The organism is Pandoraea pnomenusa (assembly GCF_040391475.1).
Lineage (GTDB): Bacteria > Pseudomonadota > Gammaproteobacteria > Burkholderiales > Burkholderiaceae > Pandoraea > Pandoraea pnomenusa_C.
Genome location: NZ_JBEBXS010000024.1, coordinates 59409 through 73732 on the forward strand (window position 1 = coordinate 59409; position 14324 = coordinate 73732).

Annotated in this window: 15 protein-coding genes and 1 tRNA gene; 8 read left to right on the top strand and 8 right to left on the bottom strand. The window is 63.3% G+C overall.

What is annotated here, in order from left to right; all coding sequences use genetic code 11:
• Positions 1-68: 68 nt before the first annotated feature.
• Together ABWO90_RS20695 and ABWO90_RS20700 are read right to left on the bottom strand one after the other, a co-directional pair.
• The gene (locus ABWO90_RS20695; RefSeq protein ID WP_353193109.1) at positions 69-386 is read right to left on the bottom strand and encodes a PP0621 family protein; all 318 of its coding nucleotides are present in this window, start codon (positions 384-386) and stop codon (positions 69-71) included.
• Positions 387-392: 6 nt separating this feature from the next.
• The gene (locus tag ABWO90_RS20700; RefSeq protein ID WP_353193110.1) at positions 393-1277 is read right to left on the bottom strand and encodes a cytochrome C assembly family protein; all 885 of its coding nucleotides are present in this window, start codon (positions 1275-1277) and stop codon (positions 393-395) included.
• A gap of 126 nt (positions 1278-1403) precedes the next feature.
• On the opposite strand from ABWO90_RS20700, the gene ffh reads away from it, so the two are divergent.
• On the top strand, positions 1404-2768 hold the full coding sequence (ffh, locus tag ABWO90_RS20705) for a signal recognition particle protein (protein ID WP_353193111.1): 1365 nt from the start codon (positions 1404-1406) through the stop codon (positions 2766-2768).
• A 39-nt stretch (positions 2769-2807) separates the two neighbouring features.
• Positions 2808-3356: a hypoxanthine-guanine phosphoribosyltransferase gene (locus ABWO90_RS20710; protein ID WP_353193112.1), complete on the top strand. Its 549-nt coding sequence runs from the start codon at positions 2808-2810 to the stop codon at positions 3354-3356.
• A 96-nt stretch (positions 3357-3452) separates the two neighbouring features.
• On the opposite strand, the gene ABWO90_RS20715 is transcribed toward ABWO90_RS20710, so the two are convergent.
• Both ABWO90_RS20715 and ABWO90_RS20720 read right to left on the bottom strand, forming a co-directional pair.
• Positions 3453-4046, bottom strand: a complete 594-nt coding sequence (locus ABWO90_RS20715; RefSeq protein ID WP_353193113.1) for a MarC family protein — start codon at positions 4044-4046, stop codon at positions 3453-3455.
• A 110-nt stretch (positions 4047-4156) separates the two neighbouring features.
• Complete coding sequence (locus ABWO90_RS20720) at positions 4157-5896, bottom strand: proline--tRNA ligase (RefSeq protein ID WP_353193114.1); 1740 nt, start codon at positions 5894-5896, stop codon at positions 4157-4159.
• A gap of 213 nt (positions 5897-6109) precedes the next feature.
• On the opposite strand from ABWO90_RS20720, the gene ABWO90_RS20725 reads away from it, so the two are divergent.
• The gene (locus ABWO90_RS20725; protein ID WP_353193115.1) at positions 6110-6763 is read left to right on the top strand and encodes an RNA pyrophosphohydrolase; all 654 of its coding nucleotides are present in this window, start codon (positions 6110-6112) and stop codon (positions 6761-6763) included.
• A gap of 97 nt (positions 6764-6860) precedes the next feature.
• Positions 6861-7433 carry a CNP1-like family protein gene (locus tag ABWO90_RS20730; protein ID WP_353193116.1) on the top strand — a complete coding sequence of 191 codons (573 nt, stop codon included), beginning with the start codon at positions 6861-6863 and terminating at the stop codon, positions 7431-7433.
• 113 nt (positions 7434-7546) lie between these two features.
• On the opposite strand, the gene proB is transcribed toward ABWO90_RS20730, so the two are convergent.
• From proB to rplU, 4 genes are all read right to left on the bottom strand, one after another.
• Positions 7547-8680 (bottom strand): glutamate 5-kinase, encoded by a 1134-nt coding sequence (gene proB, locus ABWO90_RS20735; protein ID WP_353193117.1) that lies wholly within the window; start codon positions 8678-8680, stop codon positions 7547-7549.
• A gap of 121 nt (positions 8681-8801) precedes the next feature.
• On the bottom strand, positions 8802-9932 hold the full coding sequence (gene cgtA / locus ABWO90_RS20740) for an Obg family GTPase CgtA (RefSeq protein WP_353193118.1): 1131 nt from the start codon (positions 9930-9932) through the stop codon (positions 8802-8804).
• Between the two features lie 146 nt (positions 9933-10078).
• Positions 10079-10339 (bottom strand): 50S ribosomal protein L27, encoded by a 261-nt coding sequence (gene rpmA / locus ABWO90_RS20745; protein WP_010803931.1) that lies wholly within the window; start codon positions 10337-10339, stop codon positions 10079-10081.
• 28 nt (positions 10340-10367) lie between these two features.
• Positions 10368-10679, bottom strand: coding sequence for a 50S ribosomal protein L21 (gene rplU, locus ABWO90_RS20750; protein ID WP_010803930.1), 312 nt, complete (start codon positions 10677-10679; stop codon positions 10368-10370).
• A gap of 327 nt (positions 10680-11006) precedes the next feature.
• Between rplU and ABWO90_RS20755 the strand changes: the two genes are divergently transcribed.
• From ABWO90_RS20755 to ABWO90_RS20770, 4 genes are all read left to right on the top strand, one after another.
• Positions 11007-11936, top strand: a complete 930-nt coding sequence (locus tag ABWO90_RS20755) for a polyprenyl synthetase family protein (RefSeq protein WP_353193124.1) — start codon at positions 11007-11009, stop codon at positions 11934-11936.
• A 24-nt stretch (positions 11937-11960) separates the two neighbouring features.
• Positions 11961-12037, top strand: a tRNA-Pro gene (locus ABWO90_RS20760).
• A 246-nt stretch (positions 12038-12283) separates the two neighbouring features.
• A complete protein-coding gene (locus ABWO90_RS20765) occupies positions 12284-13576 on the top strand; it encodes an HlyC/CorC family transporter (protein WP_353193119.1) in 1293 nt (430 codons plus the stop codon).
• Between the two features lie 257 nt (positions 13577-13833).
• Positions 13834-14324 (top strand): GspE/PulE family protein (locus ABWO90_RS20770; protein WP_353193120.1); only part of this gene is annotated, 491 nt, incomplete at its 3' end.

Sequence of the window (14324 nt, forward strand, 5' to 3'; positions counted from 1 at the left end):
GCGTCGGGCGAAGCGAGGCATGCGGGGAAAAAGAGGTACCGTTGCGCGAGTCGGCCGCGCAACGGGATTCAGACGCGTTGTTCGCGCGCGAGATAGGCGTCGCGATGCGCGCCACTGCAGAAGTGCTTGCCGCCGGCACCGGAGATCGCTTCGCTCTCGGGAAGATAGGTATCGCACTCGCTGCAACGCACCATGCGCTCGGCAGGCGGCAGCGACTGACGGGCACCGCCCGCCGGGTTGCCTGCACCACCGGATGGCGAATGCATGCCCGCATCGCGCGCCGCCCGAGCCGCCCGCGCATTACGCTCGGCACGCTTGCGTTCGTTGTTCCGCATCCACCAGGTGCCCGCAACCAACAACAACAGTAACAGCAGGATATTGCGCATCGCGCTTCAAGTCTCCGTCATGCGATGCAGCACCACCTCAAGCACGAAGCGAGAACCGACATACGCCAGCAACAGCGCCACGAATGACGCCAGAACCCAACGCAGCGCGACCTTGCCGCGCCACCCGTAGAAGTGCCGCCCGAGCAGCACCGCGCCGAACATCAGCCACGACACCACCGCGAACACGGTCTTGTGATCGATGCGCACCGCCCGTCCGAACAGCGCCTCGGAGAACATCACGCCCGAGATCAGCGTGAGCGTGAGCAACACGAACCCGGCGCCGATCAGACGAAACAGCAGCTTTTCCATCGTGAGCAGCGGCGGCAGCGTCTCGAGCCAGCGCGACAGCCAGCCAGTGGCCTCGCTGCTGCGCGACGGGTGCAATTGCCGCTCCGCATAGATCATCAGCAATGCGTGCAGCGCCGCCAGCGCGAACAGCCCGTAGGCCATGTTCGCAATGATGAAGTGCGCCTTGAAAATCGGATCGGCCGCAAAGCCGAGAATGCGCACGTCCGGGAAAATCATCGGCAACAGGCAGGCGACGGCGGCCACGGGTGTGACCATCAGTCGCAGGCTGTCGAGCGGGAAGAAGAAACTTTCGATCCAGTAGATGCCGACCGAAAGCCACAACATGGCCGAGAGCATGTACGCGAAACCGAAGTGCATGCTGTCCGCGCGGAAGATCGTCTGATGCAGCAACACCCCGTGCAGCACGAGCGCGGCGAACAGCGAAAGCTGCATCGGCCAGCGCGACGCCGTGCCCGTGACAGGCGCAGGCGCGACCTGCCCGCCCGCGAGGACGAGCGCGGCGTCGCGTCGGTAGCCTTGCCACGAACAGACCGCCAACCCGGCGTAGAGGATGGCGGTCAGCGCATACAGTAAAATAGTCATGTTTGAAGTTTACACCAGCCCATGACGGGCGCGCTGCCGTCCCCGCTGTCTTCCCTGTCCCGCCCCACCGGCGGCCGGGAGGCCGGGCCGAGCGGGGCCACTCGCAGGTCTTACCGGATACGTTTCATGCTAGACAATCTCACTACGCGCCTCGCCAAGGTCGTCAAGACGCTGCGCGGCGAAGCCCGCCTGACCGAGGCCAACACGCAGGAAATGCTGCGTGAAGTGCGTCTCGCCCTGCTCGAGGCCGACGTGGCCCTGCCCGTGGTCCGCGATTTCATCGCCAAGGTCAAGGAAAAGGCGCTGGGCGAGGAAGTCATCTCCAGCCTCTCCCCGGGCCAGGCGCTCGTGGGCGTGGTGCAGCGCGAGCTGACCGCGCTCATGGGCGGCGATTACGAAGGCCGCGCCGCCGAACTCAATCTCGCCACGACCCCGCCCGCCATCATCCTGATGGCCGGTCTGCAGGGCGCCGGCAAGACGACCACCGTCGGTAAGCTCGCCAAGCTGCTGCGCGGCCAGAAGAAGAAGGTCCTGACGGTCTCCACCGACGTCTACCGCCCCGCCGCCATCGCCCAGCTGGAGACGGTCACGAAGCAGGTCGACGCCGACTTCTTCCCGTCGCAACCCGATCAGAAACCGGTCGACATCGCGCGTGCCGCGGTGGACTGGGCACGCCGCCATCACCACGACGTGCTGCTCGTCGACACGGCCGGTCGCCTGGGTATCGATGAGGCGATGATGCAGGAAATCAGCGCCCTGCACGCCGAACTCAAGCCGATCGAAACGCTGTTCGTCGTCGACGCCATGCTGGGTCAGGACGCGGTGAACACCGCTCGCGCCTTCAACGACGCGCTGCCCCTCACCGGCGTGGTGCTCACCAAGCTCGACGGCGATTCGCGTGGCGGTGCCGCGCTGTCCGTGCGCCACATCACCGGCAAGCCGATCAAGTTCGTCGGTGTGGGTGAAAAGCTCGACGGCCTCGAAGTCTTCTACCCGGATCGCATGGCGAACCGGATTCTGGGCATGGGCGACATTCTCGCGCTGGTCGAGGAAGCGCAGCGCGGTGTCGACGTCCAGGCCGCCCAGAAGCTCGCCGACAAGGTCAAGAAGGGCGGCGACTTCGACCTGAACGACTTCAAGGCGCAGATTGGCCAGATGAAGAAGATGGGCGGGCTGTCGTCGCTCATGGACAAGCTGCCCGCGCAATTCCAGGCCGCCGCGAGCCAGACCAACATGGATCAGGCCGAGAAGCAGGTGCGCCGCATGGAAGGCATCATCAACTCGATGACGCCGGCCGAGCGCGCCAAGCCCGAGCTCATCAAGGCGAGCCGCAAGCGCCGAATCGCCGCCGGCGCCGGCGTTCAGGTGCAGGAAGTCAACCGCATGCTCAATCAGTACGATCAGATGCGCACGATGATGAAGAAACTCAAAGGCGGTGGCATGATGAAGATGATGCGCAGCATGAAGGGCATGATGCCCGGCATGCGCTAATAAAACATCCCCGCAACACGTTCCACAGGGTCGCCCCATATGAACCGCGAAGAAGCTCTCGACGTCTTCCGTACCTCCGAAGAAATCGTCACCGCCGAGCAGGTGAACCAGTCCGTCGATACGATGGCCAAGGCCATCAAGGAAGCCATCGGCGACGAATTCCCCATGGTGCTCTCGGTGATGGGCGGTGCCGCCGTCTTCACCGGCATGTTGCTGCCGCGCCTGGACTTCCCCCTGGAGTTCGACTACATCCACCTCTCGCGCTACAACAACACCACCACCGGCGGTGCGATGCAGTGGCGCGTGGCGCCGCGCGACTCGGTGCGCGATCGCGTGGTGCTCGTGCTCGACGACATTCTCGACGAAGGCGCCACCATGGCGGCAATTCGCGACCGGATTCTGGAGATGGGCGCCTCGAAGTTCTACAGCGCCGTGCTGTGCGAGAAGATCCTGACGAAGGCCAAGCCGTCGCATCCGGACTTCTGCGGCTTCACCGTGCCCGATCGCTATGTCTTCGGCTGCGGCATGGACGCCAAGGGTTACTGGCGCAATCTGCCGTCGATCCGCGCGCTGACGACGCCGCGCTGAGCGTTACGGGAAGCTTCCCGCTGTCGAAAAAATGGGGCCTCGCGAGGCCCCATTTTCATTACCGTCACGCGTCGGCGCATGTCCGCCGATCGGCGCTCAGAACTGGTGAACGAAGACCTTCACACCCTTGAGAATCATCTCCACGGAGATCGCGACCAGAATCAGCCCCATCAGGCGCTCGAACGCCGCCACCACGCGCGAGCCGACCCAGCGCTCGATACGATCGGCGAGCAACAGCACCACGGCGCAGACGGCCATCGTCACGCACAGCGCGGTGATCCACTCGACCATGCGTCCCGGCTGCTGCGACACGAGCAGCATCACCGTCGCCAGCGCGGAGGGTCCGGCCAGCGCCGGAATGGCAAGCGGCACGATGAGCGGCTCGCCCGCGTCGGGCAGCGAGCCGTGATCCGGGCGCGGGAAGATCATGCGCAGGGCGATCAGGAACAGTACGATACCGCCCGCGAGCTGCAACGACAGGTCGGTCAGGCTCATCATGCGCAAGAAGCGCTCGCCCACCAGCATGAACAGCAGCAGGATCACGAACGCGATCAGCACCTCGCGCATGATCACGCGCGGGCGTCGATGCGCCGGCACGTTCTTCAGGGCGTTCACGAAGATAGGGATGTTGCCGAACGGATCGGTGATGAGCAGCAACAGCACCGTGGCCGACGCGAAGGTGTATTCCATACGGATGACGCTTCCGGATATGACAACGGCAGCCGCCGGGGCGACTGCCGTCAGGTATTGCCGTTCGCGCGAGCGGAGGCTCGGCGCCTCCCCACGCGAACTTGCGGCGCTCAGACTGCCTTGGCGGCGCGCACCTTGCTGGTGACGACTTCAGCCACGGAGGCGACGTCGAGCAATTGGGCTTCCGCATCGCGGCGGCCCTGATACTCGATCTTGCCTTCCTTCAGGCCACGGTCGCCGATCACCACACGATGCGGCACGCCGATCAGCTCCCAATCGGCGAACATCACGCCCGGGCGCTCGCCACGGTCGTCGAAAATCACGTCGATGCCGGCGGCCAGCAGTTCCTCGTAGAGCTTGTCGGCGGCGGCACGCACGGCGTCGCTGCGGTCGTAGCCCATCGGGCACAGCACCACTTCGAACGGTGCAATCGATTCCGGCCAGATGATGCCGCGGTCGTCGAAGTTCTGCTCGATGGCCGCCCCGAGAATCCGGGTGATACCAATGCCGTAGCAGCCCATTTCCATCGGTGCCGGCTTGCCGGTCTCGTCGAGGAACGTGGCGCCCATGGCGTCGGAGTACTTGGTACCCAGCTGGAACACGTGACCCACTTCGATGCCGCGGCACAGCGCGATCTCACCCTTGCCGTCCGGCGAGGCGTCGCCCGGCACGACATTGCGCAGGTCGAACACGATCTCCGGCTCGGGCAGGTCGCGGCCCCAGTTCACACCGGTGATGTGGAAGTCGACCTCGTTCGCACCGACCACGAAATCGCTCATGTGCGCGACCGAGCGATCGGCCACCAGCTTGACCGGCTTCTTCGTGCCGATGGGGCCCAGATAGCCCGGCGGCGTGCCGAACCACTCGACGATCTCGGCTTCGCTGGCGAAGCGGAAACCGGACAGGCCCGGCACCTTGCTCGCCTTGATCTCGTTGAGTTCGTGATCGCCACGCAGCAACAGCAGCCACACGGTCGTGCCGGTGTCTTCGCTGTCGGTGGCAAGCACGATCGACTTGACGGTGCGCGCGAGCGGGATCGACAGCAGTTCGGCGACCGCTTCGCATTTGGCCTTGCCCGGCGTGGCAGTCTTGGTCAGCGCTTCGGCAGGCGCGGCGCGTTCACCTTGCGGTGCCAGCGCTTCGGCCATCTCCACGTTGGCGGCATAGTCCGACGTGGGGCAATAGGCGATCGAGTCCTCACCGGTCTCGGCGATCACGTGGAATTCGTGCGAACCCGAGCCACCGATGGAGCCGTTGTCGGCAACCACGGCGCGGAATTCCAGCCCCAGGCGCGTGAAGATGCGCACGTAGGCGTCGAACATCTTCTGATAGGACACCTGCAGGCCGGCGCGGTCCTTGTCGAAGGAATAGGCGTCTTTCATGATGAATTCGCGCCCGCGCATCACGCCGAAGCGCGGACGGATCTCGTCGCGGAACTTCGTCTGCACCTGATAGAAGTTCACCGGCAACTGGCGATAGCTCTTGATCTCGCGGCGGGCGATGTCCGTCACCACTTCCTCGTGGGTCGGACCGACGACGAACTCGCGGTCGTGACGGTCCTTCAGACGCAGCAGTTCGGGGCCGTACTGCACCCAGCGGCCCGACTCCTGCCACAGTTCGGCCGGCTGGACGGCCGGCATGAGCAGTTCGAGCGCGCCGGCGCGGTTCATTTCTTCGCGAACAATGCCTTCGACCTTGCGGATCGAGCGCAGGCCGATCGGCAGGTAATCGTAGATACCGCCGGCAACGCGGCGGATCATGCCGGAGCGCATCATCAGCTTGTGGCTGACGATTTCGGCGTCGGCGGGGGCTTCCTTGAGGGTGCCGATGAAGAAACGAGAGGCTTTCATGCAGATTTCCGGAAAAAAAGAGGGTCAACGGCGCGTGCGGCGGTTCGGTCGATTGCCGTATGCGGTGTGGGGGCGCGCCCAAACGTCGTCGCAGCCCCTGAGACACCCGCCGGCCGTACACGCCGCCCCGGTCGCCCGAGCCGCCGCCGGCCGCCGCGCCGGTGATTATCTGTTTATAATCGAAGCAATTTTAAAGGATTCAAGGGTGGTTGTATGCTGGACCGTGAAGGCTTTCGCCCGAACGTCGGCATCATCCTCTTAAACGCACGCAATGAAGTGTTCTGGGGCAAGCGGCTGGGCGAGCACTCCTGGCAGTTTCCGCAAGGCGGCATCAAGTACGGCGAAACGCCCGAACAGGCCATGTTCCGCGAATTGCACGAGGAAACCGGGCTGAAGCCAGAACACGTCAAAATCATCGGTCGCACACGCGACTGGCTGCGTTATGAGGTGCCGGACAAGTTCATCAAGCGCGAAGTGCGCGGACATTACCGGGGCCAGAAACAAATCTGGTTCCTGCTGCGCATGGTCGGTCGCGATTGCGACATCTGCCTGCGTGCGACCGATCATCCCGAGTTCGACGCCTGGCGTTGGAACGAATACTGGGTGCCGCTCGACGCGGTGATCGAGTTCAAGCGCGAGGTGTACCAACTCGCACTCAACGAGCTCTCGCGCTATCTGCGACGCTCGGCAACGCGCGCCCAGCAGGACCGGCGACGGTTTCCGCGCGCCGGCGCCCGCGTCGGCGAGTTGCCGCCAGGGGCGACCGACGCGCAACACACGCAAGGCAGCGACTGCGGCGACAACGCGGCAGAACCGGCCGGTGCGTCGAGCGCCGCGGGTCCGGATGCGCCCCACCGGGAGCACTGAACCGGGCTGGCGACAGCGTGTCACATCACCGGACGCGGGCGTCATGCCCGCGTTCCTTCGTTTATCCGACGTCCAACCGACCTCTCGACCACACTCCATGCGTTCCTCCATTGCCCGCCGCGCCCCGCGCCTGGCCACGCTTGTTTCTCTGGCCGCCCTGGCGCTGATCGCCGCCTGCAGCAGCACATCGCAACCTGTCCAGGACTTCGACGAATACCTCGCCCAGCAGGAAGCCGCCAAGGGCAAGTGGAAGGAAGCGGATTTCACGCTGCCCACCGCTGCCCCGCAAGACGCCGACCTGGTGAGCTTCCCCACCGTGCCCAATGCCACGCTCGACTACGCCATCGACTCGAAGTCCGTGCAAGTCACGGAAGACGGCGTAGTGCGCTACATCGCCGTGATCCGCAGCAAGCAGGGCGCGCGCAACGTCTCTTACGAAGGCATGCACTGCTCGACGTTCGAATCGCGCCTGTATGCGACCGGCCGCCCCGACGGCACCTGGGTGCCGGCGCGCAACAGCGAATGGCGTCCGATCCGTCCGTACGGCGCGACCGTCTACCAGGGCGTGCTCTATCGCGATTACCTCTGTCAGGACAAGACGCCGCTGGGCAACGCCAAAGCCATCGTGCAGGGTTTGCGCTATCCGACGACCAATCCGGAATATCGCTGATCGTCGCGCGTGACGCCTGCGCGTCTCGCTGATGCCGAAAACAAAAAACGCCGGTCACGTCTTACGTGCCGGCGTTTTTTGTTCGATGTGAAGCGCTCTCGCGCCGTGGCACATCAGCGCAGGATCAGGTTGTCGCGATGGATCAGTTCTGGCTCGTTGGCGAAGCCCAGCACCTGCTCGATGTCGCTGCTCGGATGACGGCGAATCAGACGCGTCTCCGAAGCGCTGTAGTTCGACAGACCGCGTGCGACTTCATGACCAGCCTCGTCCATGCAGGCAATCACTTCACCGCGAGCAAACGTACCTTCCACGTCGATCACGCCGATCGGCAGCAGGCTCTTGCCCTCTTCCACCAGCTTCTTGCAGGCGCCCGCGTCGATCACGACGCGTCCGCGCACTTGCAGGTGATCGGCCATCCACTGCTTGCGGGCCGTCAGCACCGCCGTGCGCGCCACCAGTTGCGTGCCGATGGCTTCGCCGCCGGCCAGACGCACGAGCACGTCGGCCTCGCGACCTGACGCGATCACGGTGTGTGCGCCGCTCGTGGCCGCCCGCTTGGCCGCCAGAATCTTGGTCAGCATGCCCCCCCGACCAATGCTGGTCCCGGCGCCACCGGCCATCGCTTCCAGACGCTCGTCGCCCGCTTCGGCTTCATGCACGAACTCGGCATCGGGCTGCTTGCGGGGGTCGGCCGTGTACAGGCCCGATTGGTCGGTGAGAATGACGAGCGCGTCGCCATCGATCAGATTGGTCACGAGCGCGCCCAGCGTGTCGTTGTCGCCGAACTTGATTTCGTCGGTCACGACCGTGTCGTTCTCGTTGATGATCGGCACCACGCCCAGACGCAACAGCGTGAGCAGGGTCGTGCGCGCATTCAGATAGCGCTCGCGATCGGCCAGATCCGCGTGCGTGAGCAGGATCTGCGCGGTACGCACGCCATGCTCGGCGAAGCGCGTCTCATAGACCTGCGCGAGGCCCATCTGACCGACAGCCGCGGCGGCCTGCAATTCGTCGATGGCTTTCGGGCGACGTGCCCAGCCCAGACGCTGCATCCCTTCGGCAATGGCCCCCGAGCTCACCAGCACCACCTGCTTCGGCGCCCGACCGTCGCCGCCGTGCCGCAATGCGGCGATCTGCTGTGCCCATCGCGCAATGGCGACATCGTCCAGCCCGCGACCGTCGTTAGTCACGAGACTGGATCCCACTTTCACCACGAGCCGCTTGGCATCGGCGATGACCGAACGCATGGAACTGGATTCTCCTGCGGATGTATTGGGAAGACGAGCCGCGTGATGCGGCCAGATCGCTGGCGATGGCGCGATCCGCCAAGGAGGCGGCGCCGGCGCCAGCGTTTGAGTGATGTGGAGTTTACGCCTTTGGCGCGTCGTCCGGGGGCGTTTGTGGTGCGTCTTCCGTGGGCGCAGGCACGCTGCCGGCGCGGAAACGCGGATCCAGCGCGGCGTCTTCGATGGCTTCTTCAACCGCACCGCGTTGCTGATACAGATATTCCTGCACCGCGAGGCACAGCTTTTCGCAGCCTTCACCCGTCAATGCGGAGATCTCGAAGGTCGGGCCGTCCCAGCCGAAACGCTTGAGGAAGTCGGCCACGCGTTCGGCGCGCTCCGCCTCGGGCACCATGTCGACCTTGTTGAGCACCAGCCAGCGCGGCTTCTCGAACAGCGCTTCGTCGTACTTCTGCAGCTCAAGCACGATGGCCTTGGCATCGGCGACCGGATCGACGCCTTCGTCGAACGGTGCGATGTCGACGATGTGCAGCAGCAGACCGGTACGTTGCAGGTGGCGCAGGAACTGGTGTCCCAGGCCGGCGCCTTCGGCCGCGCCTTCGATCAGTCCGGGAATGTCGGCGATCACGAAGCTCTTGCCCGGCGCGGTGCGCACGACACCCAGATTCGGATGCAGCGTCGTGAACGGATAGTCGGCGACCTTCGGACGTGCGTTCGACACCGAAGCGATGAACGTCGACTTGCCTGCGTTGGGCATGCCGAGCAGGCCGACGTCCGCGAGCACCTTCAGCTCGAGCTGGAGCATACGGCGCTCACCGGGCTTGCCGTCCGTCTTCTGGCGGGGTGCGCGGTTCGTGCTCGACTTGAAATGGAGATTACCCAGACCGCCTGCACCACCTTGCGCGAGCACGACTTCCTGACCATGCTCGGTCAGGTCGGCGATGGTCTCGCCGGTGTCCATGTCGGAGATGATGGTGCCGACCGGCATGCGAAGGAAAATGTCCTCTCCGCCCTTGCCGTAGCAATCCGAGCCTCGACCGGATTCGCCGTTCTTCGCGAGATGCTTCTTGGAATAACGGTAATCGATCAGGGTATTGATGTTGCGATCCGCCACGGCAAACACGCTGCCGCCGCGACCGCCGTCGCCGCCGTCGGGTCCGCCGAACGGCACGAATTTCTCACGGCGCATCGATGCCGAGCCGTTGCCGCCGTTCCCGGCGATCACCTCGATTCGCGCTGCGTCAATGAATTTCATGGGGTCCGTTCCGCTTAATCGACCGTCCGCAGACGATCCTACACTGTCCAATGATCCTCGCCCGGCGCTTGATACGGTCGCACGGACGGGACAAACAAAAAAGGCTCCGCATGGGAGCGGAGCCTTTTGGTGGCAAAAGGCTTAGCTTACGCTGCCGGCACCACGCTGACCACTTGCTTCTTCGCTGCGCCCTTGACGGCGAATTGCACGTGGCCGTCGGCCAGTGCAAACAGCGTGTGGTCCTTACCAATACCGACGTTTTCGCCGGCATGCATACGAGTACCACGTTGGCGAACGATGATGCCGCCAGCCAGGATCGCCTGACCGCCGTACACCTTCACGCCAAGGCGCTTCGACTCGGAATCGCGGCCGTTACGGGACGATCCGCCTGCTTTTTTGTGTGCCATGACTTAACTCCTTACCTAGCTTGATCGATTAGCCGTTGATGCTGTCGATGCGCAGCTCGGTGTAGTTTTGGCGATGGCCTTGACGCTTTTGGTAGTGCTTGCGACGGCGCATCTTGAAAATCTTCACCTTGGGGTGACGACCTTGGGCGATAACGGTAGCCTTGACGGAAGCCCCACTGACCAACGGCGCACCGAACTTAATCGATTCGCCCTCGCCAACGGCGAGAACCTGGTCGATGGTGATTTCAGCGCCAATGTCAGCCGGTATCTGTTCTACTTTGAGCTTTTCGCCAGCAGCAACCTTATATTGCTTACCGCCGGTTTTTATGACCGCGTACATTGTTGAACCTCACTCATAAACAAGAGAATTTTCGTGCAGGCCGAGGGTCCCGAAAGGACTCGTCTTACCGACCGATCACATTCGCGCGGACCGTCATACCGAGGTATTTTCGGACCCGGCGCAGAGAATGCGCGCACGAAAACGGGGGATTATACAGACTTTCTCCTTTTGCGTCAAAGACTTCCGTGAAACCAGTCATTCCGCGGGGCTGGCACCCGAAAGTCCCCTCGTCCACTATATAATTTGGGGCGAATTTTTCCTCACCCGAGCCTTGTCTTGACTGCTTCGACTTCTTCCCAGAACGTACTGGCCGCCATCGCCGACGACATGCATGCCGTCGACCAGCTTATCCGCAAACGGCTGGCTTCCGAGGTGGTCCTGATCAATCAGATCTCGGAGTACATCATCAACTCGGGCGGCAAGCGGCTGCGCCCGGCGTTGCTGCTGCTCGTGGCGAATGCGCTCGGCGTGAGCTCGCCCGCGCGCCACGAACTGGCCGCCGTGATCGAGTTCATCCATACCTCGACGCTGTTGCACGACGACGTGGTCGACGAATCCGACCTGCGTCGCGGCAAGCAGACCGCCAATGCGCTGTTCGGCAATGCGGCCTCCGTGCTGGTCGGCGACTTCCTGTATTCGCGCTCCTTCGAGATGATGGTGAGCGTGGACAACATGCGCGTGATGCAGATCCTCGCGCGCGCGACCAACGTCATCGCCGAAGGCGAAGTGCTTCAGTTGCTGAACATGCACGACCCGGACGTCGATGAAGCGCGTTATCTGCAGGTCATCAAATACAAGACCGCCACGCTGTTCGAAGCCGCCACGCAACTCGCGGCAGTGCTGGCCAATGCAGACAAGCCGACCGAAGACGCCGTAGTGGAATATGGCGGCCGCCTCGGCACCGCCTTCCAATTGATGGACGACTGGCTCGACTACGCGGGCGATACCGACGCAATGGGCAAGAACGCGGGCGACGATCTGCGCGAAGGCAAACCCACGCTGCCGCTGATTCACGTGCTCCAGCATGGCACGGCAGAAGAGCGCGCACTCGTGCGCGAAGCCATCGAGAACGGCGGCACCGACAAGTTCGAACCGATTCTCGCAGCGATCACGCGCACGGGCGCACTCGACTACACGCTGGCACGTGCAAAAGAAGAGGCAGATGCAGCGGCACAAATTATTTCTGCACTCCCCTCTTCCAATTACAAAAATTGCCTGCTAGAATTATGCTCTTACTCGATAGCGCGACGCACTTAACAGAGCGAAGTAGCAGTATCGAAGCGGGGTGTAGCTTAGCCTGGTAGAGCGCTACGTTCGGGACGTAGAGGCCGGAGGTTCGAATCCTCTCACCCCGACCAGGATTTACTTTGCTCTCAAGCAAAGCAAAAAAACCGCCGGACTTGTCCGGCGGTTTTTTTATTTCTGCGGCATTCATCACACGCATGTCGCGCGTCACTCACGTTACATCACATCGCTTGCAGTCCGTCGTATCGGCAGAGATACCATCGAACGGTCTCTGTCTGCCGAGGCCGCGGACGCCGACATCCCCTCTGCTATAGTGGCAACTCATTGCCACCCCCGGCGCGATTCGCGCACCCCATCGCTTGGAAGCCTTGCCCTTGTGGGCGCAAATTTGCGCCGTCGCTCTCCTGATCATTTGCTCAGGATTCTTTTCCATCTCGGAAACGAGCATGATGGCGCTCAATCGCCATCGTCTGAAGCATCTGGTGCGCATGAACGTGCACGGTGCCAAATCGACGCAAGGCCTGCTCTCACGCACCGAAGATCTGCTGTCGACGATTCTCGTCGGCAATAACGTCATCAATACCGTGGTTCCGGTACTCACCACATCGATCGCCGTGCGCTACTTCGGCAACGATGCCGTCACCCTCTCGGTCGCGACGGCACTCATTGCACTGCTGATCATCATCTTTGCCGAGATCGGTCCGAAGATCGTGGGGGCAACGTATCCCGAACGGATCGCCCTGTCGGTCAGCACACCGCTCAAGCCGATCGTCACGATGGCAACTCCCCTCGTGTGGGTGCTCAACGGTTTCGTGCGCGGCTTGCTGCGGGTGCTGCGCATCGATACGCGTCGCGCTTCGGGTGAAGCGCGCCTGACGACCGAGGAACTCCGCACGATCGTGCTCGAGGCCGGCAACTACATGCCGACCAAGCCTCGCAGCGTGCTGCTCAATCTGCTCGATCTCGAGAACATCACCGTCGACGACGTGATGGTGCCGCGCGCCCGCATCGAAGCCCTCGATATTTCGGCCCCGCTCGATACCATCCTCCTGCAGCTCGAGACCTGCTATCACAACAAGCTGCCGGTCTACGACGGCGACATCGATCGCATCGTCGGCATTCTTCCCGTACGACGCACGCTCTCGGCACTGCGGCATCCCGACGACCTCTCGGTCGATACCTTGCGCGAACTGCTCGTCGAACCTTACTTCATCCCGAGCGACACGCCGGCGATGCGCCAGTTGCAATACTTCCAGGAGAATCACCGGCGCGTGGGCCTGGTCGTCAACGAATACGGCGAGGTCGAAGGGTTGGTCACCACCGAAGACATCATCGAGGAACTCATCGGCGAGTTCACAACGAGCGTGCCGGGCGGCGGCGGCAGCCGTTCGGGATGGACGGCGGACGACGATTGCCTGGTCGGTGGCGGCGTGGGTCTGCGCGACCTGAATCGCCGCCTGGGCCTGCATCTGCCGACCGACGGGCCGAAGACGCTGAACGGTCTGATTCTCGAAGTGCTGCGCGAAATTCCCGAGGCATCGGTGAGCCTGGAAATCAGCGGCGTACGCATGGAAATCGTGCAGATCGACAATCAGGCGATCAAGACCGTGCGTCTGTTCAAACCGATGGCGCACGCCGCGTCACACGAGTAAGTCTGCGCCGCTCACTGCCCGTGACACCCCACCATTTTTCGGGCAATTCCGATTGAGCCGCCCCAGGGTTTTGACGAGACTGAAGCTCCACACAGCCCTCGTCACTCCCTGTCATGTCCCATCACCCATCCTCCGATTCCGCGCGCATACCGGCGCCCGTTGACGGTCGGGTCGCCGTCGCGGCCGCAACCCCATCGCGCGTCCTGCGCACATCGCCTGACGCGTCGGCGTCTCCGCTGCTGTTTCTCGAGCAGACGATGAGCGAGGCGATTCGCGCCGGGGCTTCCGACGTGCACTTCGAGCCGATGGCACAACGCTTCCGGATACGCGTTCGTATCGACGGTCTCCTGCAGGCGCGACCTGACATCCCCTTGCCGTGGCGCGACATGCTCACCTCTCGCCTGAAGGTTCTCGCGAATCTGGATATCGCACAGAAGCGTTTGCCGCAAGACGGACGCATGGTCTGGCGCGAAGCCGGCGAGCCGGTCGAGTGCCGTGTGAGCGCATTGCCGACGCTGCACGGAGAGAAACTGGTCGTGCGACTACTCGACGGCGCGAAGGTCCCGCTCTCGCTGGAAGGGCTCGGCTATACGCCGAAGCAGTACCTCGCCCTCACGCGCGCCATTGCACGTCCACACGGGATGATTCTGCTCACGGGGCCGACCGGCAGCGGCAAGACGGTTTCCCTCTACAGTTGTCTGCGCCGCCTGAACGACACCTCGCGCAATATCGTCACCATCGAGGATCC

Bases quoted from the DNA above. Each gene is read 5' to 3' on its own strand.
- ABWO90_RS20695 (WP_353193109.1), bottom strand. From the start codon at position 386: ATGCGCAATATCCTGCTGTTACTGTTGTTGTTGGTTGCGGGCACCTGG.
- ABWO90_RS20700 (WP_353193110.1), bottom strand. From the start codon at position 1,277: ATGACTATTTTACTGTATGCGCTGACCGCCATCCTCTACGCCGGGTTG.
- ffh (WP_353193111.1), top strand. From the start codon at position 1,404: ATGCTAGACAATCTCACTACGCGCCTCGCCAAGGTCGTCAAGACGCTG.
- ABWO90_RS20710 (WP_353193112.1), top strand. From the start codon at position 2,808: ATGAACCGCGAAGAAGCTCTCGACGTCTTCCGTACCTCCGAAGAAATC.
- ABWO90_RS20715 (WP_353193113.1), bottom strand. From the start codon at position 4,046: ATGGAATACACCTTCGCGTCGGCCACGGTGCTGTTGCTGCTCATCACC.
- ABWO90_RS20720 (WP_353193114.1), bottom strand. From the start codon at position 5,896: ATGAAAGCCTCTCGTTTCTTCATCGGCACCCTCAAGGAAGCCCCCGCC.
- ABWO90_RS20725 (WP_353193115.1), top strand. From the start codon at position 6,110: ATGCTGGACCGTGAAGGCTTTCGCCCGAACGTCGGCATCATCCTCTTA.
- ABWO90_RS20730 (WP_353193116.1), top strand. From the start codon at position 6,861: ATGCGTTCCTCCATTGCCCGCCGCGCCCCGCGCCTGGCCACGCTTGTT.
- proB (WP_353193117.1), bottom strand. From the start codon at position 8,680: ATGCGTTCGGTCATCGCCGATGCCAAGCGGCTCGTGGTGAAAGTGGGA.
- cgtA (WP_353193118.1), bottom strand. From the start codon at position 9,932: ATGAAATTCATTGACGCAGCGCGAATCGAGGTGATCGCCGGGAACGGC.
- rpmA (WP_010803931.1), bottom strand. From the start codon at position 10,339: ATGGCACACAAAAAAGCAGGCGGATCGTCCCGTAACGGCCGCGATTCC.
- rplU (WP_010803930.1), bottom strand. From the start codon at position 10,679: ATGTACGCGGTCATAAAAACCGGCGGTAAGCAATATAAGGTTGCTGCT.
- ABWO90_RS20755 (WP_353193124.1), top strand. From the start codon at position 11,007: ATGCATGCCGTCGACCAGCTTATCCGCAAACGGCTGGCTTCCGAGGTG.